18 protein-coding genes are annotated in these 22,440 nt (G+C 42.1%); 10 read left to right on the plus strand and 8 right to left on the minus strand.

From position 1 onward, the window contains the following. Positions 1–34: 34 nt before the first annotated feature. The 3 genes from N523_RS0107265 to N523_RS0107275 all read right to left on the minus strand — a co-directional run bounded on the left by N523_RS0107265 (position 35) and on the right by N523_RS0107275 (position 7,243). Positions 35–3,256, minus strand: coding sequence for a S41 family peptidase (locus N523_RS0107265; protein WP_028834732.1), 3,222 nt, complete (start codon positions 3,254–3,256; stop codon positions 35–37). Positions 3,257–3,401: 145 nt separating this feature from the next. Beyond that, positions 3,402–4,799 carry a hypothetical protein gene (locus N523_RS0107270; RefSeq protein WP_028834731.1) on the minus strand — a complete coding sequence of 466 codons (1,398 nt, stop codon included), beginning with the start codon at positions 4,797–4,799 and terminating at the stop codon, positions 3,402–3,404. Positions 4,800–4,831: 32 nt separating this feature from the next. Next, positions 4,832–7,243 (minus strand): TonB-dependent receptor, encoded by a 2,412-nt coding sequence (locus tag N523_RS0107275; RefSeq protein WP_028834730.1) that lies wholly within the window; start codon positions 7,241–7,243, stop codon positions 4,832–4,834. A gap of 331 nt (positions 7,244–7,574) precedes the next feature. Between N523_RS0107275 and N523_RS0107280 the strand changes: the two genes are divergently transcribed. The 3 genes from N523_RS0107280 (at position 7,575) to N523_RS0107290 (ending at position 9,392) form a co-directional block, all read left to right on the plus strand. After that, on the plus strand, positions 7,575–8,066 hold the full coding sequence (locus tag N523_RS0107280) for a Fur family transcriptional regulator (protein ID WP_028834729.1): 492 nt from the start codon (positions 7,575–7,577) through the stop codon (positions 8,064–8,066). After that, a complete protein-coding gene (locus tag N523_RS0107285; protein WP_028834728.1) occupies positions 8,066–8,482 on the plus strand; it encodes a MerC domain-containing protein in 417 nt (138 codons plus the stop codon). Before N523_RS0107280 ends, N523_RS0107285 begins: the two co-directional genes overlap by 1 nt. A gap of 73 nt (positions 8,483–8,555) precedes the next feature. Next, positions 8,556–9,392 (plus strand): alpha/beta hydrolase, encoded by an 837-nt coding sequence (locus N523_RS0107290; protein WP_028834727.1) that lies wholly within the window; start codon positions 8,556–8,558, stop codon positions 9,390–9,392. 44 nt (positions 9,393–9,436) lie between these two features. Here the strand turns inward: N523_RS0107290 and N523_RS0107295 are convergent, their stop codons facing one another. From N523_RS0107295 to cynR, 3 genes are all read right to left on the minus strand, one after another. After that, complete coding sequence (locus N523_RS0107295; protein WP_028834726.1) at positions 9,437–10,339, minus strand: homocysteine S-methyltransferase family protein; 903 nt, start codon at positions 10,337–10,339, stop codon at positions 9,437–9,439. A 178-nt stretch (positions 10,340–10,517) separates the two neighbouring features. Continuing rightward, entirely contained in the window at positions 10,518–10,763 is a 246-nt protein-coding gene (locus tag N523_RS0107300; protein WP_008112798.1) for a DUF3297 family protein, read from the minus strand. 100 nt (positions 10,764–10,863) lie between these two features. After that, positions 10,864–11,757 carry a transcriptional regulator CynR gene (gene cynR, locus N523_RS0107305; protein WP_028834725.1) on the minus strand — a complete coding sequence of 298 codons (894 nt, stop codon included), beginning with the start codon at positions 11,755–11,757 and terminating at the stop codon, positions 10,864–10,866. Between the two features lie 105 nt (positions 11,758–11,862). Between cynR and N523_RS0107310 the strand changes: the two genes are divergently transcribed. From N523_RS0107310 to N523_RS0107335, 6 genes are all read left to right on the plus strand, one after another. Further along, positions 11,863–12,522 carry a carbonic anhydrase gene (locus tag N523_RS0107310; protein ID WP_028834724.1) on the plus strand — a complete coding sequence of 220 codons (660 nt, stop codon included), beginning with the start codon at positions 11,863–11,865 and terminating at the stop codon, positions 12,520–12,522. 24 nt (positions 12,523–12,546) lie between these two features. Beyond that, positions 12,547–13,017: a cyanase gene (gene cynS / locus N523_RS0107315; protein WP_028834723.1), complete on the plus strand. Its 471-nt coding sequence runs from the start codon at positions 12,547–12,549 to the stop codon at positions 13,015–13,017. A 78-nt stretch (positions 13,018–13,095) separates the two neighbouring features. Then, the gene (locus N523_RS0107320; protein WP_028834722.1) at positions 13,096–14,304 is read left to right on the plus strand and encodes a CynX/NimT family MFS transporter; all 1,209 of its coding nucleotides are present in this window, start codon (positions 13,096–13,098) and stop codon (positions 14,302–14,304) included. Between the two features lie 187 nt (positions 14,305–14,491). Continuing rightward, positions 14,492–16,081 carry an alkaline phosphatase gene (locus tag N523_RS0107325; RefSeq protein ID WP_028834721.1) on the plus strand — a complete coding sequence of 530 codons (1,590 nt, stop codon included), beginning with the start codon at positions 14,492–14,494 and terminating at the stop codon, positions 16,079–16,081. Positions 16,082–16,092: 11 nt separating this feature from the next. After that, a complete protein-coding gene (locus N523_RS0107330) occupies positions 16,093–17,889 on the plus strand; it encodes an alkaline phosphatase (protein ID WP_016899002.1) in 1,797 nt (598 codons plus the stop codon). Between the two features lie 119 nt (positions 17,890–18,008). Continuing rightward, the gene (locus N523_RS0107335) at positions 18,009–18,737 is read left to right on the plus strand and encodes a hypothetical protein (protein WP_028834720.1); all 729 of its coding nucleotides are present in this window, start codon (positions 18,009–18,011) and stop codon (positions 18,735–18,737) included. On the opposite strand, the gene N523_RS0107340 is transcribed toward N523_RS0107335, so the two are convergent. After that, positions 18,712–20,607 (minus strand): monovalent cation:proton antiporter-2 (CPA2) family protein, encoded by a 1,896-nt coding sequence (locus N523_RS0107340; protein WP_013466243.1) that lies wholly within the window; start codon positions 20,605–20,607, stop codon positions 18,712–18,714. The two genes, N523_RS0107335 and N523_RS0107340, sit on opposite strands and share 26 nt — an antisense overlap. Before the next feature lie 303 nt (positions 20,608–20,910). On the opposite strand from N523_RS0107340, the gene N523_RS0107345 reads away from it, so the two are divergent. Further along, on the plus strand, positions 20,911–21,435 hold the full coding sequence (locus tag N523_RS0107345; RefSeq protein ID WP_016899006.1) for a hypothetical protein: 525 nt from the start codon (positions 20,911–20,913) through the stop codon (positions 21,433–21,435). 38 nt (positions 21,436–21,473) lie between these two features. Here N523_RS0107345 and N523_RS0107350 read toward each other — a convergent pair whose 3' ends face one another. After that, positions 21,474–22,364: a hypothetical protein gene (locus N523_RS0107350; RefSeq protein WP_024602271.1), complete on the minus strand. Its 891-nt coding sequence runs from the start codon at positions 22,362–22,364 to the stop codon at positions 21,474–21,476. Positions 22,365–22,440: the final 76 nt, after the last annotated feature.

Genomic DNA, 22,440 nt, shown 5'->3' on the forward strand with positions numbered 1-22,440 from the left:
GTTTTTTTATTAGCTAATATTGCTATGCAGCAAATTAAAAATCAGTAGGTGCTGGTGGCACCACTAAAGGTTGCTTAGGGTTTTCTTTAAGCTCCTTTAATAACTCTTGTACTGCACGCTCTATTGATGGATCTTGGCCTTTATAAATAAGCTCTGGGCGGTCAACCACTTTAATATCAGGTGCAACACCTTCGTTTTCTATGATCCAGTTACCTTGTGTATCTAAAATACGGAATGTAGCAGCAATTACTTGTCCGCCGTCTACAAGGCTTGGGTTACCAGAAATACCAATTAAACCACCCCATGTACGGGTACCAATTAGCTTACCTAGACCAGCTTGGCGGAAGTAGTAAGGAATTGCGTCACCACCAGAACTTGAATAGCCATTTATTAGCATGGCTTTAGGACCATTGTGTGCAAACTGCGGTGTTTTAGTTGGCTCTACACCACGGCGTTTCCAATAGTTAAGCGGTTTACGCGCAAGCCAGGTGATCATATGCTCAGGAATAAAACCGCCGCCATTGTAACGGTCATCAATAATCATGGCATCTTTGGTTGTTTGCGGCATGTAGTTTTTAAACATGGCGCGATTGCCCTCATAGGCTGTATTTGGCAGGTGCACATAGCCAATACGCCCATTTGATAGCTTATCAACGTAAGCTGCACGCGAATTAACCCAGTCTAAATAACGTAGGCCTTGCTCACTTGCTATCGGTTTTACAGTTATTTGCCATGCGCCTTTGCTACGCGGCTTGTTGTTTAGCACTAGCTCTACTTGCTCGCCTTGGGTGTTTTCAAGGAGTTCGTAAAAGTTAGCAACGTCTTTTACCGAGCGGCCATTTACCGCAATAATGTAATCGCCGTTATGTGCTTTTACACCTGTGGTGCCAAGCGGTGAACGGAAATCGTCATGCCAGTTTTCACCTTTAAAGATTTGTTCTATTTTTACATAACCAGATGGGTCGCTTGCAAGCTTAGCGCCTAATAAACCATGGTTTTTACGCTCTGCTTTAGGCATATCACCCGACTGCACATAAATATGGCCAGAGTTAATTTCACCGGCAATTTCGCTAAGAACATAATCAAGGTCGCTACGATGGCTAATGGCATCAGCCATAGGTTGGTATTTAGCTAAAATAGCATCCCAATCTTGTCCGTGATGGTTTTCGTCGTAGAACCAATCGCGCAGTGTGCGCCAACCTTCTACATACATTTGTTGCCACTCTGCTTGCGGATTAATTTTAAGCGTCATTTTGCTTAAATCGAGCTTATTTGCGTCTAAATCTTGTTTTGGCTTAGGTTCAATTAAGCTGTAACCGCCATCTGTATGTACAAGTAGGTGTTCGCTATTGCTTGAAATGGTGTAATTACTAACGCCTTTGGCGATTGTTTCTAGCTCACTGTTGTGATCGGTGCCTATTAGCTGTAAACCGCCATTAGCAAGAGTCAGTACGCCGTCTTTTACTGCGGTTAAGCCACGGTAATCGCCCGCAGGGGCATTAAGTGCGGTAACACGTTGCATAAAGTCATTGCTTTGCAGTGCATTTTTAACTTTTTTGTCGTCTTCTTTTTCATCTTCTTTATCTTGGACAATCGTGGCTTCGTCACTTTGTAAGGCAATAAGCGGTTTAACACTATCGTTTACTGCAGCTGCATAAATACGAGTTGCACGATTAAACATGTAATCAAACTCGTAGCTACTAAATGCCAGGTTAAAGTCGCGCTCTGAGCTAAAGTAAAGGTATTGACCATCAGGCGAAAAAGTAGGGTTTTGCTCATTACTCATTTCGTCTGTTAAGCGCGTTACCTTTTTCTTTTTAAGGTTGTAGTGCCATAGCGAGGCATAACGGTTTTCGTTATTTTTAACAAATACAATGTCTTGGCTGTTAGGCGACCAAGTATATTGAGTAATGCCGTCTTCGTCGTAAATACCGGTATCAATTTTGTGTTGCTTGCCCGATTTTGCATCTAACCACCAAAGTGTGTTGTTTTTATCTGAAAACAACAACTTAGAGCTATCTGGTGACCAAATGGGCGTAAAGCGCCAAATAGTGCCATTGCTAGTGAGTTGCTTAATAGCATTATTTTTACTGCGATCTTTTAAGTAAATTTCGTACTCGCCGCTTTCATCGCTCATGTAGGCTATGTAGCGCCCATTTGGTGACCAGCTTGCATCTATTTCGCGGCTTTTTTCTGTGTAAGATAAGTTGCGTGTAGGCCCTTGTTTAATTGGTACACTAAACAGCTCACCACGGGCAGTAAATACAGCGCGTTTACCATCGTGAGAGAGCGACATAGAATCAATAAAATCGCTAACATTTTTGCTATACGGCATTGCGTATTGGCGCACGCCAGCAATGTTAATGCTTAGCTTAGCGCTTTTTTGTGTTTTTGCGTCAAAGCGATATAAATAACCGCCGTTTTCATAAACAATCGCATTTGGGCCAGCTGAAGGCCAAAGTACGTCAAAGTTTTTATAGTTGGTAAGTTTTTTTGGTTCGCTGCCTTTACGGTACTGGTAAAGGTTTAGCGTGTAATCACGGTCAGACACAAAGTAAATATCGTCACCGACCCAAGTTGGTTGCTGGTCGGTTGCACGGTTTGTAGTTAGTTGTTCTGAGGTGTTTTTTTCTAAATCATAAATCCATACATCTTGCGCACGACCACCACGAGTACGTTTCCACGTACGAAACTCTCGGTCAATTGGCGTATAAACATACTTGCTGCCATCTGGAGATAGCATGCCGCCACCAGTTTCTGGAATCGCTAATGGCTGTTCAAGTCCGCCATCTGCAGGAACCATGTAAGGGCGGCCCATACGTTTTCCCCATGGTGTGCGGTTAGCTCTAAATACCACATTTTTACCATCGGCGGTCCAATCTAAAACGCGGTAATCAAAACCTCCACGCGGTGGCATTGGGCCAACGTCATTATAATAAGTAAGTTGCTTTAGGTTTGAACCGTCACTGTTGATCACATAAATTTGTCGGCTACCGTTATACTCGGCTGAAAATGCAATGCGCTTACCATCAGGGGAAAACTTAGGAAATGTTTCAAAGCCAATATGGTCGGTTAAGCGTTTGCTTTCGCCTGTTTGCGTATTCGCAATATAAATATCGCCACTGTAGACAAAGGTAACGGTTTGGTTATGGATATCTGGAAAGCGGAGTAAACGAGTGTCTTTAGTCTCATAGGCCGATACACCCGGCGCGATTGCTGCAGCCAAGGCAAGAGCCAATGTTGTTAGTTTTTTCATGGAATTACATCCTATATTAATAGCTATCCCATCATAACAATAAGGTGAAAAATAGCGATGCACTTACGATAAAAGGTCTGTTACAAAATGTGAATAAAAAAGGTTGGCAAAAAGCGCCAACCTTTAAGTAAATACAGATATAAAATTAATGTTCGTGTGCGTGTTCTTCCTCTTGTGCAATACCTAACCAAGTGATTGCAGCTGGTGGGAATGTAAGTTCTAGTTCGCCTTTAATTTCTAAGTCTTCTAGGTGTACTTGCACAACATGTTGGGCTATTGGGTCGGCTACGTAAGCAAACTGACCGTTTTGCGCCACTGTCATACTAAACTTCATGCCTTCAGGCATAGTTGTTACGTCTTCTTGCGTAATATCAACTTGACCTGCTAGCTCCCAGTGCATTTCGCCGTCGTGCGCATGTGCCTCAAGTACGTTTAAAAAGCCTAGGCTGTCTAAAACTAAAAAGTGCTCGCCATTCGCTGAGAAAGAGTAAGAAACAGCGCTTGCGCCATCGGCTAGTTGCCATTCTAGTTCTTCCATTTCAGCTTCCGCAGGGTTAATGCTTAAGAGCACTGCAGGGCCGCCGCCGTGACCAGACGCTACGCCAATAAAGGCCTCGCTATCTTCGTGGCCATAAATACTACCAATGCGTAAATCACCAACGGCTGCAATGTTCGCTATTTTTTCAGCTTCGTACTCGTCATCATGCTGGTTGGCTAATAGCACACCGTCACTACAGCCGAACGCTACGTAATCATGGTTTTGTGCTGCGCCGTGCAAATCAGGGCATGTTAACTCTAACGTTTGTTCAAGTTCGTATTCGCCATCATGAAAGTGATAAACACCCACTTGATCCGGCAAAATTTTAGCGTTTGATGTACTTTCGGCATCATCGCGACGAATGGTCGCTAATAAATGCTCTCCACGAGGTTCTGCTACACCATGCATATTAATGTCGTAACTAATACCAGGTAAGGTCGCTGTTGCGTTTGTTATGTCGTTATCTGTTAATACTTTAACAGACGCAGTTGTGCCTGATGCTGCATCACCATCGTAAAATACCGCTAATTTACCATCGTGCTTTACCAAGTGAGTAGGGCGACTGCCGCTAGTTAGCTCATAACTGCTAAACTCAGGGCTTTGTTCGTAATCATGAAGGTGTGCGCCGTGATCTTCACGCCATAAGCCACCGTCTATAAAGCCGAGGTAATCTTGAGCGCGGCTAGCAATCACGGCATAACGAAAATCAGGTGACGACGATAGCGTGTTTGAATCATTAGTAAGAGTGAATGTATCAAGAAGCTCATTGTCGTCTAAGTCGAAAAAGTTCGCTTCGTTGCTATCGCCAGCAAGTATCGCAAGCCTACCTAATGAATCAATAGTGTATTCATCACCGTGGTCGCCACCATCGCCATGATCGTGGCCGTCATCAGGTACTTCTATTGGGTCTTTTTCAACAATGTTTGTTTCTGCATCACCACAAGCGGTGATTAATGTGCTGCTTATTGCCAGTGCAATTAATTTTAATTTGAATAGTTTAGTCATGTTAATTTCCTTTATTTATAATTTTTTAGCGCTTAAAAGTAACCGCGAATACCTAGTGCAAAGCTACGACCTGGACGTGGTGCTATATTCTTTAAAAATGAGCTATGCACGCGCGCTTCTGTGTCTGTTAAGTTAGTGCCACGTAGATACACAGACACATCTTGATTTAGCACTGATAAGTCATATGAAACGCTGGCATCAAGTATGGTGTAGCCGTTTGTGGTTGTTTCTTCTGGCGCGGTACGGTCTTGCTCTTGATAACGAGTTACGTGAAGGTGCGCACTCAGCTTATTTGTTTGGTAGCTAAACTCAGTACCAAAACGTAGCGGTGGTGTGCGCGGTAAATCGCCACCGTCTTTAAGGCGTGCACGAACGTAATCTGAGAATAAATCAACTTTAAACTCATCGGTTAACTGCCATGCAAATTGGGCTTCAAAGCCATGTAAAATTACGTCATCTGTTTTAAATAAATAAACTGGGAGTTCAGATGAGTGATCATGCTCGTCACCGTGGTCATGATTATGCTCATCACCATGGTCGTGGCCGCTTTCGGCGTATAGGCCTGTGTCGATTTGGTAATAATAATTGTCGACTTGGTTGTAGAAAGCATTAAGAATGAAACCGATATCACCTTGGGTTTTACGAAACGTTAAATCAATATTGTTTGCTGTTTCTAGGTCAAGCGCTTGCTCAGATAAACCAAAATGTCCGTCTTCATGAATATCAAATAGTGCGCCTACTTCATAAGTACCAGTTCCAATGTGAGGGCCGAATGATAATAGCTCCGACACCGAAGGAGCACGCTCAGAACGAGATACCGACAAGCCTAAGTTGTAGCTAGGTGCAAAATCCCACACGACACCTGTTGATAAACTGACAGGAGTGAATTCTTGTTCTACGTCAAATACGCGAGTATTGCCGGCATGTTCTTCATGAGCATGATCGTCATGAACATCGGTGTCATTGTGTGCGTGTGCATCAATGTTAGGTAGTAACACGTTATCAGCATCGATGATTACCCGTTCAACTCGGCCACCTAATTGCACTAAAAAGTCACCAAAGTGTTTTTCTTCCATTAGTGCTATAGCAAAGCTTTGTGTTTGTGACGGTGGTGTGAATGCCTCTGAGCCTTGCGCTTCAACATCACTGTGTTTGTAATGAAAGCTCAAACCACCATTCCACTGCGCAAACGGGTTATGCATTAAGTCTACGCGTAACTCATTGGTTTCATTTTCAAACGTGGTACCCACTGCGCCATGTTCAATTTCAGCATGTTCGTAATCTGTAAAACCTGCGCGCAGGTTTACTCTATTAAGCCATTTGTTATCAAGGTTATATTCACCTAGCAACTGCACTTTAGTTTGCTCTAAGTCGGCATATACGCTTTCCTCAGCGCTATTAACATCTTCGCCACCATGGGTGTGGCCTGGAATGCCGTATTGACGATTAAATTGCTCAACAGCTATACCTACAAAACCTTGGTCAAATAGATAGCTAGTACCTAAGGTAAAGCCGTCAGACTCTTCATTACTATTTGCAACGGTGTAATCGCCACTATGTTCTTCATGGTTATGGTCATCATGGGCTAATTCAGCGGCCACGGGTATTTGATAGTCATCGGCTTCACGCCAAAAGGCGTCGGCATAAAATGCAAAAGAATCAGTTCCTGTAGTGGCGTTAAACGAGGCTACTTTTTGATTATCAACAGAGTTGTGCTCAAGGTTCCATTCGCCGCGAGTTGTGCTGTCGGTAGGCACCCGATTATCAACTACATTAACCACACCACCAATGGCGCCGCTGCCATAAAATAATGTGGCAGGGCCACGTAATACTTCGATTTGTTTTGCGGTTGATGCCTCTGATGCGACTGAGTGATCAGGGCCAACGCGCGAAACATCACTGACATCAAGACCATTTTGAGTAATTAGAACACGCGGCCCACTTAAGCCACGAATAATAGGTGTACTGGCTACTTTTGCATGAAAGTTAGTATTAACCCCCGGGAGTTTTTCAAGGCTATCGCCAAGGGTTGCAGCTTGCTGCCGTCTTAATTGTTCGCCAGATAACACGCTAACGGGAGACGAGGATTCCATTGCCGACATGTGAATAGGCGTCGCTTCAATATCAATTACTTCAATGGGTGAACGTTCTAAGTTAAAGGTAATTGATTGGCTTTTATCATCACTAAATGTGATATCTCGATGCAGATGGGCATAACCAGGGGCGGTAATATGAAGTTCTTTTAAACCACTTTTTAAATCAGTTATTACGAACTTACCGCTTGCATCTGTTACTGCTGTTATATCTGAGCCTTCAACTTCTACAGTTGCGTTGGTCACAACTTTACCTTGGTTGTTTAGAACAACACCTTCGATGGTATTTGCAAGCGCATTTGTTGGTAGTAGGGCTGCTATAAACAAAGCTAATTGAGATTTTCGTGTCATTTGAATTCCTTTGCGAATGTTATATTGTATCAATTGTGCTTGAAATGTTATATTGTATCAATAGTTAATTAACTAAAAATCACTCAGGATATATAATTTGGCTGCTTCATCTACATAATTTAAATTAAATTTATTTAAATTCAGTGGCTTAAGTCTTTTTTGTCATTGTTTAGGTGTTGTTCGTGGGGGATCTGTTTGCTGTAAAGCAAAAGTTAGTTGTTACATTTATTTAGCTCTAGTTAATAAATTTTTAGGTAAAACCACAGCGGAGGCATTGGGCAACAAGGATGGCAAAGTTAAAACATCAGCCCACTACATTAGAGTGGGTAATATGAATAAGCAGCAATTTAAAGAGATGATGGGTTTTGCGATAAAAAGATGTGAAGCCTTTGAAAAAAAATTAACGCCAAAACGTCAGCAGGTATTTGAAATTCTATTGAAAGCACATAAACCTTTGTCTGCTTATGAGTTAACAGATCAATTTAATAAGCAAATAAATACACCGATTTTGGCAATGTCCGTTTATCGGATATTAGGTTTTTTAGAGTCGGTAGGTCTGGTACATAGATTAAAGTTAGAAAATAAGTTTATACCGTGCAGTCACTTTAATGATGATAGAGAGCATCAACTATCGATGTTTTTAATTTGTAGCTCTTGTAATAAAGCAAGTGAGGTGAATGACCTTAACAATTCGGTTAAATCTTTGTTTAGGGAACTGAAAATGAAAGGGTTTACGCCAGCAACTTCGCAATTAGAAATCTCAGGTGTTTGTTTTGGGTGCCAGCAAAGTACCGCTAACACAATTAAAAAGAAGGATAAATAATGAAGCTGACTCAAATAACAGCAGACAAGTTTGCCATTGGGCTTTCGTTAATGTGCACGGTACATTGTTTTGCAACACCGGTTATTTTAGCGCTGTTGCCAAGCTTTGCTGTACTACAAATAAATGGTGAACAGTTTCACTTATGGGTTCTTGCTGCAGTATTACCAACAAGCTTATTAGCTTTAAGCTTAGGCTGTAAAAAGCACAAACGTACACGTTATATGGCGTGTGGAGTTGTTGGTCTAGCTTTTTTGATAATTGCAGTATTGCTAGGTCAAGAAGAGGCCGAAAAAGCACTCACTTTAATTGGCTCCGCTTTTATCGCATTAGCCCATTGGTTTAACTACCAACAGTGTTTTAAAAAAAATAACGAAAAATGCCGCTGTTCAGGTGATAAATCAGATCAGCTTGTTTAACACTGCCAGTGTTAAAAGTAGCGACTATGTGGCATTGTAATTATAAATATCGTTTTTTAGGTAAACTAATTTAGTGAATACTGCTTTAAAGCTTTTGCTGTTACTTTGTGTTTTCATCTGTTTTAAATTAAGCGCAAATACCCCTTACGAAATCCCTAGAAGCAGTGTTATTGAACTCACCGATCCTGCTACCAAGCGGGTGTACCCTACTTTTATTCAGCTACCTAAGTCATATGCAAAGGAGCCTAATAAAACATATCCAGTTATTTACTTAACCGATGCGCCGTACACGTTTCCTATAGTGGCAGGGGCTACACGGTTTCCTATGAATAGCGGCAAAATGCAACAGGCTATTATTGTGGCGATTGGCTATGAAAAAGACTCGAGAGGATCTAATAGTCGAATTAGGGATTACACACCGACTCAGGCTCAAAATTGGAAGAAGCAAACGGGTAATGCCAAAGGGCACGTTACGTTTTTGCAAAGCACAGTATTTACTTTTATCGAAAAAAATTACCGAGCAAGCAATACGCAAAGAACGTATATAGGTAACTCGCTAGGCGGCTTATTTGGCGCGACTATTTTATTTATAGCACCTGATTTATTTAGCAATTATATTATTGGCAGCCCGTCAGTTTGGTTTGATAACAATGCACTGCTAGCGTTAAAAGTGAATAAGCCCCAAATGCCAATAAAGGTTTATGTATCTGTTGGGGCAAAGGAAACTCGAGCCTTTGGTGAAGGGCAAAATATGGTTGAAGGCGCAGCGCAACTTGTGCAAAAAATTAATGCGCTTAATAGTGATAATATAAAATTAAAAAGTGTTGTTATTGAGGGAGCACAGCATGCAACCGCATTCCCAACCACCGCAATACAAGGGCTCGATTGGGTATTGGGAAGCAGTCAATAAGCTCAAAAGGGGTTCTCGATACTTTTGTAGTTAAATAAGCGATATTAAAGCGCTTTAATATCGCTTTTCCACTTTACCAGCGCTGCTATGAATTCGGGGCCAATACCACAGCAGCCGCCAATAATTGTTGCGCCAAGGTTGTGCCATTGTTTAGCAAAGTCTACATACTCAGCGGGTGATAAGTCGCGGTAACCTTGCGAGCCTTCATTGGCTTTATAATCGCTGGCGATTGGTGTAAAACCATTTGCAAAGACCCCTAAATCAACATTTTTATTCTGCTGTTTTAGTACGCGATTAGTGTCGCGTAGCGCTTGTTCAATAACCTCAGGGATAGAGCAGTTAAAGAATATGCCCGCTATATTATGTTCGAGTAATGCTAAGATAGCGTCGGATACTAATTCACCAGAGCGCAATGTCGCTTGTTCGCTTACTTCATCATTTAAGGTAAATGCGTAATAACATGGTTTGTTTGAATTCTTAAGCACCCTTGCCATAACCCGCGCTTCTTCAATGTTTGATATGGTTTCACCAATCCAAACATCGACATATTCGTCTTGTGCTTTATACAGGGTATTTAAAATAGTAAATGCGCGTTCACTTTGGAAAAAATCAGCACGGTACGATCCAAATGCGGGTGGCAATGAACCCGCAACTAGCACGTTTTGATTAGTGTTTTGAGCTGCTTTTTTTGCAATTACAGCAGCTTGCTGTGCAAGTGCTGCACCTTGTGCTTGGTAAAGCGTTTCACCTAAATGAAAGGGGACACACGCATAGCTATTTACCGTAATAATTTCTGCCCCCGCATTTATAAAAGCTTGATGCGCTTGAGTTACGCATTGTGGTGCTTCTATTAAAGCTTGTGCACTCCAAAGTGGCTGTGAAAATGGCGCGCCCATGCGTTTAAGTTCACGACCCATGCCGCCATCTAATATTGTTAACCTACTCATAATGGACTTCTATACGTCTAAATAGTTAAGGCTATTCAAACATACTTTTTGAAAATTCATAATGAAACTTCATCAGGTTGAGTATGAAAAAAGTTCAACATGTTAAAGCTGTTTTTAAAAGGCACAAAAAAAAGCGACTACCCAGTAAGGTGTCGCTTTTCTTTTTACAAGTAAGCAATTACTTGTAAAACGCTTCTACAGTGCCTTTTACTTTCATAAGTAATGGCTGGCCGCGACGGTCTAGCGCTTTAGGTGCCGCTACTTTTATCCAACCTTCGCTGATGCAGTATTCTTCAACGTCAAAACGCTCTTTACCGTTAAGTGTAATACCGATTTCATGCTCAAATACTTCTTCTACATAAAATTTGCTACGTGGGTTGATAGACAGTTGATTTGGTAATTCTGGTTTGTTTGTATCAGTCATATTGGTGATCTGCGTTGAATTAATTATGCGCTATTGTAGGCAATAGCTGGCTTATGCTCAAGCACGACATTCATAAACTGAGCGGCTTTTAGTTTTATCGTTATATGTTTGAGCTTATTGCCTCAGCGGTGCTGTGAGCAAGCTCTATAAAAGCGGCTGTTGCGGCACTTTGGTAAGCACCTTGTCGCTGTAGTAACACCGCGGTACGTTTTAATAATGAAGGTGCAAGAGTAATGGCAACTAACTCTTCGTGCTTACTCGCTATGTTAGAGGGAAGCAAAGTAGCTAGTTGTGTATGGCGCACTATTTCAATAACGGCACTGAGTGAATTGGCTTCCATAAGTACATTAGGCTGCACCTTGTGTTGGCGACAATGACGTTCAATTTGTTCGCGAGTAGCAAACTCATTACTGAGCAGCACCAGTGATTGTTCATTTAAAGTGCTCAGGTCAATACGGTGTTTGCTAGCTAAAGCATGATGTTTATTTACTACTAAAGCGAGTGTCTCTTGTAATAAAGTTTGGGCGTGTATGTCTGCACTATGGTTGCCTTCAAAGGCTATACCTACATCAAACTCATCATCTAACAAACGATTTTCCATGCGTTCTTGCGACATCTCTTCCATGCTTAAGGTGATGTTGGGGTAGTGCTGATGAAATGCGTTGACTAATGGCCCAATAAAATAAGTAGTAAACGTCGGCGTAATAGCCACTCGCAATGACCCCCGGCTGAGGTTTTGTACATCATGAATCGCCCGCTTACCTTCTTCTAAATCCTGCAAGGCTCTGTGTGCATAACGAGCATATACCTCTCCTGCATCAGTTAATTTTACGCTGCGCCCTGAGCGGTCAAATAAAGGTGCACCGAGGGTTTCTTCAAGCTGTTTAATTTGTTGAGACAATGCAGGTTGAGACACATATAAGGATGCTGCTGCTTTGGTAAAGTTTTTGTGCTTGGCAACGGCCAAAAAGTAATTGATATGGCGAAGTATCATAGCTAACTATAAGTATTTCTTATCGGTATCATAATATACCAGTCTTTTACCTTATTAAAAAGCGGGCGTAATATTCATCTCATCGACAATATAGAGACACCCGTTATGAAAGATATCATTGAAGGTTTTTTAAAGTTTCAAAGTGATGCATACCCAGAGCGTGCCGATTTATTTAAAAATTTGGCTACTAAGCAAAATCCACGGACTTTGTTTATTTCATGTTCTGATAGTCGTTTAGTGCCTGAGCTCGTAACACAACGTGAACCTGGTGGATTATTTGTTATTCGCAATGCCGGAAACATCGTCCCATCTTATGGGCCTGAGCCTGGCGGGGTTTCTGCATCAGTTGAATATGCAGTTACTGCACTGCAAGTAACCGATGTGGTTATTTGCGGCCATTCTGATTGCGGAGCAATGACGGCAATAGCAACCTGTAAGTGCATGGATCACATGCCTGCTGTTGGCAGTTGGCTGCGCTATGCCGACTCAGCTCGTATTGTTAATGAAGCGCGCAATCACGCAAATGAACGTGAGCGCATTGAAGCTATGGTACGCGAAAATGTGATTGCACAACTAGAAAACATTAAAACTCACCCATCGGTGCGTCTTGCGCTTGGCGAAGGTCGCTTGGCATTACATGGCTGGGTTTATGATATCGAATCTGGCGGCATTGAAGCTTTAAATGGCGCAACGAATACGTTTGTTTCCCTTGTCGAACATACCGATGTTCGTGCATATCCAATTCAGCTTCCTGTAGCTGTATAACCAACCATTGTAAGAGGTACTATTATGATCCAATCTCAAGTGAGCAACACGGCGCGCCTAGCATTAACCGATATAATTATTGCTGCAAAAGCAGAAAAAAATCTGTCGTTTGAACAAATTGCAGAGGGCACAGGTTTAAGCGACGTTTACGTGACGGCGGCTTTATTAGGCCAGCACCCATTGCCTGCAGAAGCCGCTGAAAAAGTGGCACAAACGCTGGGCCTTGATGCAAGTGCGGTTGAATTACTTAAAGCTATTCCACTACGCGGTAGTGTCGAAAACAATATGCCAACCGATCCGACTATTTACCGTTTTTATGAAATGATGCAAGTATACGGTACAACGTTTAAGGCATTAGTTCATGAGCAGTTTGGCGACGGTATTATTAGTGCAATTAACTTTAAAGTAGATATGAAAAAAGTTGAAGATCCTGAAGGTGGCTCACGTGCTGTAATTACGCTTGATGGTAAGTTCTTACCTTACAAGCCTTTCTAAACGCTTTATAATATTTTGTAAATAAACAGTCGGCGCTAAGCGCCGGCTTTTTTTGGTTATTAAGGATGGTTTTTATTGATGAGTAATCACAGCACTTCTACTTCTTCTTATGCATCGGCACTTTCGCTTTTTTGGCCAATGTTAATTATTGCTGTGCTCGCAATGACCTTACGACCCACGCTTACCTCTACCGGCCCATTACTTGAAGAAATTCGTTTAAGCACTGGGCTTGGTTTACAAGGGGCGTCTTTGTTAACTGTACTCCCTATGTTTTGTATGGGTGTGTTTCCATTATTACTTCCTTGGCTTGGGCGTTATTTAAGTGAAAATGCGTGGATTGCTGGTGGATTGTTTGCAATTGCATTAGCTGGTTTTTGGCGTTTGTGGCTTGGCAGTGGTTGGGCGTTAATAATCAGTGCGCTATTAGGCGGTACAGGCATTGCAATAGTGCAAGCGATGGCTCCAGGAGTGGTTAAACGTTGGTATCCACAGCGAGTTCCTTTAGCTATGGGGGTATATTCTGCCTCACTTATGGCAGGCGGTGGTATAGCTGCAATATTAACGCCGCGGGTGGCGGTGCACTATGGCAGTTGGCAAGCAGGGCTTGGAGTGTGGCTTATTATTCCTGTTATTGCTCTGTTGCTTTGGTGGTTAAGGCCGCAGGAGCCGATGGACGCAAAGCATAACAGTATTAAGCTTAATTTATTTTTTAACCAGCGAGCATGGTTACTTGCTGCCTATTTTGGACTCGCTAATGGCGGTTACGCGTGCATGATTGCTTGGTTACCTAGTTACGCTCAGGATTTAGGATGGAGTGCACAAAATAGTGGGGAGCTTATTGGCGTTATGACTGTTTTTCAGGTAATTGGTGCATTGGGTGCACCGGTACTTTCAGCAAACCGCTTAGACAGGCGACCTTGGTTATTTTTTGCTGTTGCGATTCAGCTAATAGGTTTTATAGGATTAATATTGATGCCCGATTCTATGATGAACGTTTGGGTGGGGATGATAGGGTGTGGTTTAGGTGCTTGTTTTTCGCTAACACTCACCGTGGCGCTCGATCACTTGTCTAATCCAAAATTGGCAGGCGTGCTCACTGCGTTTGTCCAAGGTGTTGGCTTTATTATTACCGCTATCGTGCCTTATATAGCAGGTGTTTTACTCGATGTTACTGCACGCTATCAAGCATCTTGGTTTATGTTGGTAATAACGCTAATTGCAATGCTGTTTATGACCACCCGCTTTGCTCCTACTACGTATGCAAAGGCTATAAATATTACCCATTAACTTTTTAATGGGATTTAAGCTTTTTTAAATCCCATCCCCTTTCACTTTATTCTGCGTTTTATTGCCACCGTCATTTTTTCTTCATCAAAATTACCTTTATTAGTCATAACTCTTTTTTAGAGTACAGCGGTTGATGTTTTTTGTGTTCACACTTTTAAAAATAACCACTACATAATGGGAATTACGGATGAAAATTAAAAAAGTTGCTGCGGCAATCGCACTAACCTGTGCGTTTAGTGCCGTTAGTCATGCCAATGTTTTACCGCAAAGTCAAAAAGACAGCAGCTGGTACAGCGCTGCCCAAGCAAAACTAACAACAAAAACAACGCAAGCGCAGGCAATTAAAAACACTAAAGCTAAAAATGTTATTTTATTTGTAGGCGATGGCATGGGTATTTCTACCTTAACGGCAGCGCGTATTTTACAAGGTCAACGCAATAATCAGCTTGGCGAAGAAGGCTATTTAAGCTTTGAGCAGTTCCCTTACTCTGCGCAAGTTAAAACCTATAATGTGGATGCACAAACGCCAGACTCTGCAGGCACCATGACGGCCATGATCTCAGGTGTAAAAACCGATGTGGGTGTTATTGGTGTTGATGAAGATATTGAGCGCGGTGAGTGCTCAACGGTGGCTGGTAATGAGTTACTTACAGCCACTGAGCTTGCTGAAATTAAAGGCCTAGCAACAGGAATTATCTCTACTGCCCGCATTACCCATGCAACGCCTGCGGCAACCTATGCTAAATCGGCTGATCGCAACTGGGAAGATATCTCAGACATGCCCGAAGCGGCTGTTAATGCTGGCTGTGAAGATATTGCCTCACAGCTGGTTAATTTTGAAAAAAACCTAGAAGCACGCTTTGTCGGAACCGATGTTGATGGCTTAGATTTTGTGATGGGTGGCGGCCGTCGTCACTTTTTACCAAAAGAGGCCGCGGCTAATTCTACTGACGCTATGAGCGCCGTAGAAGGCGATCGTACCGATGAGCGTAACCTTGTTACTGAGTGGCAAACACAGTATCCAAATGGCACTTATGTGATGGATGAAGCCGGTTTTAATAGCATTGCCGATGACGCCACTAAAGTATTTGGTTTATTTAACGAATCGCACATGCAATACGAAGCTGACCGTGCCAACGATATAGCAGGCGAGCCTTCACTTACCGATATGACCACCAAAGCCATTGATGTACTGGGTAAAAACGAAAAAGGGTTTTTCTTAACGGTTGAGTCGGGGCGCATTGACCATGCTCACCATGCGGGTAACGCATATAATGCACTTAATGACACCATTGAATTTGCAAAAGCAGTACAAGCTGCCGTTGATAACACCAATCCAGAAGAAACCCTTATTTTAGTTACTGCCGACCATAGCCATGTATTTACTATTGCAGGTTACCCTAAACGTGGTAACCCAATTTTAGGTAAGGTGGTTGCTGTAGGGCAAACTACACCAACGCTAGCTGCTGATAACATGCCATACACCACAGTAGGTTATGCAAATGGCCTCGGTTTTAGAAACTTAATCGATGAAACGGATGCGGACGCAAGCTATGAAACAGCTGCGGTTGCAGGACGTGTTGAGCTAAATGGTGTTGATACAACAACGCCAGGTTTTCACCAAGAAACCACGGTACCACTGAGCTCTGAAACACACGCAGGTGAAGATATTTCACTGCATGCAACCGGACCGGGTGCTCACCTAGCTCAAGGTGTTATTGAGCAAAACGTTGTATTTCATTTAATTAATCAAGCTCTTGAACTAACTCAGCAATAATGGCGGCTCACATGAATAAATTAACAGTACTTTCTTTAGCAGTAATGGTCGCATTAACGGGGTGTTCGAGTGATGACGACAAAAATAGCAATAATATTTTAGCGGTCGATCTCCCAATTGCAGTGGGATCTGCGCAATGTATCAATGGCGGCGTAGAAACACAAAGCGGTGTTGATACCAATACAAACGGGCAATTAGAGAGCAACGAAGTAACGCACACTAACTTAGTCTGTAACGACCCAGCCACCTCATTAACGAGTGAGCAGCTGGCGTCTCTTAGCAATAACGTATGGTTTAGTGATGCACAAACTAAGCTCGCCGGCGCGCAAGATGCTGCAAGTAAAGTGGTAACTGAATCGGGTAAAGCTAAAAATGTGATCTTGTTTGTTGGCGATGGAATGGGTATTTCTACTGTGACAGCTGCCCGTATTTTAGCGGGGCAATTACAGGGTGAAATGGGTGAAGATCACCAATTAAGCTTTGAAACCATGCCGTACTCTGGGTTTGTAAAAACCTATAACGTGGATGCACAAACGCCAGATTCTGCCGGTACAATGACGGCAATGGCCTCAGGTGTAAAAACCGATGTGGGTGTAATTGGTATAGACGAAGCGGTTGAACGTGGTAGTTGTGCATCAGGCAAAGGACATGAGCTTGTTACATCATTAGAGCTGGCTGAGATTGCCGGTAAGTCTACGGGTATTGTTTCTACTGCACGTATTACCCATGCAACACCTGCGGCAACCTACGCTAAATCGGCAGACCGTAACTGGGAAGATATTTCAGATATGCCTGCTTCTGAGTCAGCTAATTGTGAAGATATTGCCTCACAGCTGGTTAACTTTGAAAAGAACCTAGAAGCACGTTTTAGTGGTATTGATGTAGACGGAATTGAAGTGGTTATGGGTGGCGGGCGTCGTCACTTTTTACCAAAAGATGCCGCGTTTAACTCAGCTGATGCTGTTAGTGCTGTAGAGGGCGATCGTACAGATAATCGCGACTTAACCGCCGAGTGGAAAACGCAATATCCAAATGGTGCTTATGTGATGGATCAAGCGGGTTTTGCTGCGATTGATGCAACCACAACTGAGCGTGTATTTGGTTTATTTAATGAATCTCACATGCAGTACGAAGCCGACCGTGGCAATGATATTGCAGGCGAGCCTTCATTATCACAAATGACCGAAAAAGCGATTGATGTGCTTGATAACAACGATAAAGGCTTTTTCTTAACGGTTGAGTCGGGACGTATTGACCACGCGCATCATGCGGGTAATGCATACAACGCACTGAACGATACTGTAGAGCTGGCTAAAGCAGTAAAAGTAGCGATGGAAAACACCAACCCAGAAGAGACGCTAATTGTAGTAACAGCCGATCACAGTCACGTATTTACCATTGCGGGCTACCCTAAACGCGGTAACCCAATCTTAGGTAAAGTGGTTGGTGTAGGGCAAACAGAGCCCAGCCTTGCTGCCGACGATATGCCTTATACTACAGTTGGTTACACTAATGGTTTAGGCTACAGAGATCTAGGTGCAGAAACCGATGCTGATGCATCTTACTTAGCAGCACCCGTTACAGGGCGTGTTGATTTAAGTAATGTTGATACTACAACGCCAGGTTTTCACCAAGAGGCACTTGTGCCACTATCATCAGAAACTCACGCAGGCGAAGATGTAGGTGTTTATGCAATGGGCCCTGGGGCGCATTTAGTAACAGGTACTAATGAGCAAAGCTTTTTATTCCATGTTATGGACTTTGCCGCTGACTTTGTAAAAGCCGCGGATGAAAAAGTAGCGCAATAAACCTTGCGATATAAAACAACCCGCATACTGTGCGGGTTTTTTATGTCATTAAACTGCCATTATTTTTGGTTAAGTTAAAGGCAATTAAGCTAAAAGCGATTAACTAAAGAGATAGCCCAATGAAAAAAGTATTTTTAATAATGAGCGCATTATTTAGCGCAAGCAGCTTTGCTGAGCAGTGCGATATAAATCCACAGGTATTAAAAGCCACTTACACTATTATTAATAAGGCTCCACAAGCGCTTAAAAATAATAAGGAAAACAGCCAAACTCTCACCCTTTGGCGAAATGAGCAACAAGTGGCGCACCAAAGCCAAGTTATAACAGAGCTTTGGCAGCATACGAGCAACAATCAAATACGGCCTATTCGTTATTTTAATGCGCAGCAGCGCGGTATTGAATATCAGCCCTCAGAGGTGCAAGGAGTGCAAAAGTGGAGTGCAAAAGTACAGCTGGTAGATAATCATCTTATTGAAAAAATGACATTAGTGAGCACCGAAGGCGAAGGCTGCAACGAAATAAAAAATTACAGCTTAGAAGAAAATAACTCTCAGTATAACTTGGCATTTTTTACCCATTCAAAACTGGTAAAAACATTTAGTATTAGTAACCTAGCGAATAAAGCAAACACGTCACTTAGCTTAGACGCGGTGCAAAATGACACACCAGCGATTAAGGCTCAGTTTGCAAAATGGGATAACTTTCAAACCACCGACTATGCCGACATTGGCGATAACGAAAGCGACCCATTTTTAGCAAAAATGATTAACCTAGGTTTTATAGAGCACGGCGCCACCGGTTTTTATAATCCTCAAGGTGAGGCTATTCAAGGTGGACATCATCATTAGGTCGTTTTTTAGGCTTAGCAGAGTCTTCTGTTAAGCCATTTTCATAATCGTTTGCATCACAGGTATTTAAATTTTGCTGTGCTTGCTTATCTTGCTGTAATACCTGTTTTAAATCTTCCATACGTTGGCGTACTGCAACGCCGTAGCTGGCATCATCTCCCCAAAGCTCAGAAAGTTGTAACACAGATGCACGGTCATGATCCCTAAATAATTTACCAGCACGCTCAGCGTCTTCTTTGCTATTGCCAAGTAGCTGCAGTGACTCTATGGCTAAGTTAATGGCTGAGTCGACGGTTTCGCGGTTAAACGCATCCACTTTTAGATTCAGTAATTGATACGCATGGCGACGATCGATTGCGCGCGCCACTATTTTTAATTGTGGGTAGTTTTTATGTGCCAGCTTAATAATTTCAATGGTTTTATCTGGGTTATCAATCGCAACAACCAGCATTTGTGCAGTATGTGCACCAGCAGCTTCAAGCAGTTCTTGGCGAGCAGCATCACCGTAAAATACGGTGTTACCAAAGCGGCGCAGCAGTTCTATTTGGCTTGGGCTGTGATCAAGTACGGTAATTTCGTAGCCTTGTGCATGTAATAAACGCCCCATTATTTGCCCAAAGCGGCCATAGCCCGCAATAATTACGTGTTTAGCGGTATTTATTTGTTCTGGTTTATCAAACTCAGGCTTAGTGCTACTACTGCGTTTTTGTATTTGCTCATACAACATCAGTAATAAAGGGGCTATCAACATAGATACCGCAACCACTAAGGTCACTAGACTGGTTTGTTCTGGGGTTAAAATACTTAATGTGGTGGTCACGCTTAAAAGTACAAAAGCAAATTCACCACCTTGTGCTAGTGCCAATGTAAACAATAGTTTTTGCTTTGAGCTAATTTTAAATGTGACAGCAAGGGCAAACAAAATGCAGGCTTTAATGACAATTAATAAGGCAACTAAAGCAACCACGGTACTAAATTGATTAAATAATAGCTCAAAATTAATTGAAGCCCCCACAGTGATAAAAAATAGTCCTAGCAATAGGCCTTTAAAGGGCTCTATGTCGGCTTCTAATTCGTGTCTAAATTCACTTTCGGCCAATACTACACCGGCTAAAAAAGTACCTAAAGCAGGTGATAGGCCAATACTGTGCATTACAAGCGAAATAGCCACGACTAAAAACAATGCAAAAATAGTGAATATTTCACGCATGTGAGTTTGTGCTATGTATCTAAACAGTGGTGCCGACACATATTTACCGCCAGCAATGATAGCGGCAATAACGCCAACAGAGACGCCTACTTGTTGCCAAACAGGCCAGCCTGCAATGATTGAATCGCTAATTTGTTTTGAGCTACTTGGTGCAGCAAACGCGAGTAAGGGGAGTAGCGCTAAAATAGGAATAATGGCAATATCTTGAAATAATAAAACCGAAAATGCATTTTGCCCAGCTTCTTGCTTTAACCAGCCTTTTTCTTCGAGGCTTTGCAATACAATCGCGGTAGAAGAAAGTGCCAGCATTAAACCAATGGCCAATGCGGTTTGCCAATGCATGGTAAAAAACCAATAACAAAAGGCAAAAATAACCGCCGCAGTTAGCACCACCTGTAAGCCACCAAGCCCTAAAATAGAGTGCCGAAGCTTCCATAGTCGTGAGGGTTGTAGTTCAAGTCCGACCAAAAATAGCATCATCACTACGCCAAATTCGGCAAAATGCATTACATCGGTTTGATCCCCTACGACTCCCAATGCATAGGGACCAATCAGTATGCCAGCAATTAAATAACCCAGTACTGATCCTAAGCCAAGTCGTTTGGCAATAGGAACAGCCACAATGGCGGCGGCTAAATAAATTAAAGCAATTTCTAGCATGGGGTGCTCTCTTGAGGTTAGGAGTTATTTATATTTTGATACTACTATAAATTAAGTTTGAGTTAATTGTGAAAGAAACATTATTAACGCATACTAATCCGCAATACTATTTAATCATTTTGAAGGGGTAAACCAGATGTTAGTTGCGTTAAAAACTTCTCTTTTAGAACAACTAAATAACAAAGTTTTACCTTGCTATCGACACGATTGCCTTCCCTCAAAATAGCTCACTTAATTAAGCGAATTGGTATTACTTTATTGTGTACCATTAAATTTAATAATATGTTTTTTATAGGAACTAAAATGAGTATTAAGCTGCTTTTAAAAATTATGCTGACCACTGTGTTTGCTGCGGTATTTACACAAACGGTGCAAGCTCAACAGTACAAGGTTGAGTTTGAACCACAGCGAGCTGAGCTTGAACAGCAAATTACTGGTGATGAATTTAATGACTATTTAGTTAGTGCAAAAGCAGGTGATATCCTGAATGTGACTCTGACTCCTTCAAATTTAAGTAACTACTTTAATATTTTGCCCTTAGACAGTAATGAAGCCGTATTTATTGGCTCAATAGAAGGGCATGAAGCTAAATATCAACTCAGCACAGATGGAGATTATATTGTGCGAGTTTATTTAATGCGTAATGCAGCGAGACGTGGTGAAACAAGTGATTATAAGTTAACCATCATTAAACATGCAGGTGTAGCCGTGCCTGTAAAAACTATGCACCCAAGCTGGGATAGCGATGGCGATGGAATAAATGATTGTGAAAACGATGGCAGTTGTGACCACACCATTGATTATACAAAACCAAAAACGGTCAATTAATTGACCGTTTTATATGATTTAAAAGTAAGATTAGATTATTAGTCTAGCTTTACTGAACCAGAGATATTATCGATACTAACATCGCCAGAGCCTGCTTCTGTAATTGTTAGCCCTTTAGCGTAATTAACGCGAATATCGCCAGAGCCATCTTCAATCGTCACGCTTGAGCCAATATGTTCAATCAACATATCTCCTGAGTTATCGTCTACGGTGACTGCGCCTTTAATATGTTTAATAGTTATGCCGCCCGAGCCATCTTCAACATTTAATACGCCTGTTACGTTAGTCACTTGCATTTCGCCCGAGCCATCTTCAATAGCGACATTACCACTGACATTATCAATATCAATGCTGCCTGAGCCGTCATTTAATACTAAGTCGCCGACCACATTTTTTACGTAAATACTGCCCGAGCCATCATCAATATTTAGGTTTTTAGCACTATTGATAGATAAGCTGCCAGAACCATCTTTTACATCAATATTGCTTTGCATCTCGTTAATAACAATATCGCCTGAGCCGTCGTTAATATCTAAATTTAGGGTGTTAGGTACGGTAACAACTAAATTGATACTTGGTGATTGCCCGCTGTAAAAGCTAATCCCATTATTACTTTTATTTTGTGCAACAAGTTTTGCTTGTGTACCGCTTTTCTCAAGGGTGAGTTCGTATTCATCGTCAATGTCGGCGGTGTAAATGATGGCATCAACGCTAATATTGGTTGCAGTATTAGAGCCCTGAATATCGAGCGAACCGGCACCACTTAATATCGTTAAGTACTCAAGGTTATTGCTTGGTAGTGAAAGCTGCTGGGTTTGTTTAACTGATGCGACACTGGGCGATATGTGAAATACACAACCGCTGAGTAATAAAATGCCACTAATTAATGAAACGGGCTTAGTGAAGTTGAATAGAGTTGATGCGCTCATGTTTAGTCCTTTGATATTGATTATTTTAGTTAATATACAAAGTATAGAGCAAAATTGAGGCCGAAATGTAAGTTGT

The organism is Pseudoalteromonas sp. 23_GOM-1509m, assembly GCF_000518425.1.
GTDB classification, from domain to species: domain Bacteria; phylum Pseudomonadota; class Gammaproteobacteria; order Enterobacterales; family Alteromonadaceae; genus Pseudoalteromonas; species Pseudoalteromonas tetraodonis.

Bases quoted from the DNA above. Each gene is read 5' to 3' on its own strand.
- N523_RS0107320 (WP_028834722.1), top strand. From the start codon at position 13,096: ATGAGTAATCACAGCACTTCTACTTCTTCTTATGCATCGGCACTTTCG.
- N523_RS0107295 (WP_028834726.1), bottom strand. From the start codon at position 10,339: ATGAGTAGGTTAACAATATTAGATGGCGGCATGGGTCGTGAACTTAAA.
- N523_RS0107330 (WP_016899002.1), top strand. From the start codon at position 16,093: ATGAATAAATTAACAGTACTTTCTTTAGCAGTAATGGTCGCATTAACG.
- N523_RS0107265 (WP_028834732.1), bottom strand. From the start codon at position 3,256: ATGAAAAAACTAACAACATTGGCTCTTGCCTTGGCTGCAGCAATCGCG.
- N523_RS0107325 (WP_028834721.1), top strand. From the start codon at position 14,492: ATGAAAATTAAAAAAGTTGCTGCGGCAATCGCACTAACCTGTGCGTTT.
- cynR (WP_028834725.1), bottom strand. From the start codon at position 11,757: ATGATACTTCGCCATATCAATTACTTTTTGGCCGTTGCCAAGCACAAA.
- N523_RS0107350 (WP_024602271.1), bottom strand. From the start codon at position 22,364: ATGAGCGCATCAACTCTATTCAACTTCACTAAGCCCGTTTCATTAATT.
- N523_RS0107345 (WP_016899006.1), top strand. From the start codon at position 20,911: ATGAGTATTAAGCTGCTTTTAAAAATTATGCTGACCACTGTGTTTGCT.
- N523_RS0107285 (WP_028834728.1), top strand. From the start codon at position 8,066: ATGAAGCTGACTCAAATAACAGCAGACAAGTTTGCCATTGGGCTTTCG.
- cynS (WP_028834723.1), top strand. From the start codon at position 12,547: ATGATCCAATCTCAAGTGAGCAACACGGCGCGCCTAGCATTAACCGAT.
- N523_RS0107310 (WP_028834724.1), top strand. From the start codon at position 11,863: ATGAAAGATATCATTGAAGGTTTTTTAAAGTTTCAAAGTGATGCATAC.
- N523_RS0107335 (WP_028834720.1), top strand. From the start codon at position 18,009: ATGAAAAAAGTATTTTTAATAATGAGCGCATTATTTAGCGCAAGCAGC.
- N523_RS0107280 (WP_028834729.1), top strand. From the start codon at position 7,575: ATGAATAAGCAGCAATTTAAAGAGATGATGGGTTTTGCGATAAAAAGA.
- N523_RS0107300 (WP_008112798.1), bottom strand. From the start codon at position 10,763: ATGACTGATACAAACAAACCAGAATTACCAAATCAACTGTCTATCAAC.
- N523_RS0107340 (WP_013466243.1), bottom strand. From the start codon at position 20,607: ATGCTAGAAATTGCTTTAATTTATTTAGCCGCCGCCATTGTGGCTGTT.
- N523_RS0107275 (WP_028834730.1), bottom strand. From the start codon at position 7,243: ATGACACGAAAATCTCAATTAGCTTTGTTTATAGCAGCCCTACTACCA.
- N523_RS0107270 (WP_028834731.1), bottom strand. From the start codon at position 4,799: ATGACTAAACTATTCAAATTAAAATTAATTGCACTGGCAATAAGCAGC.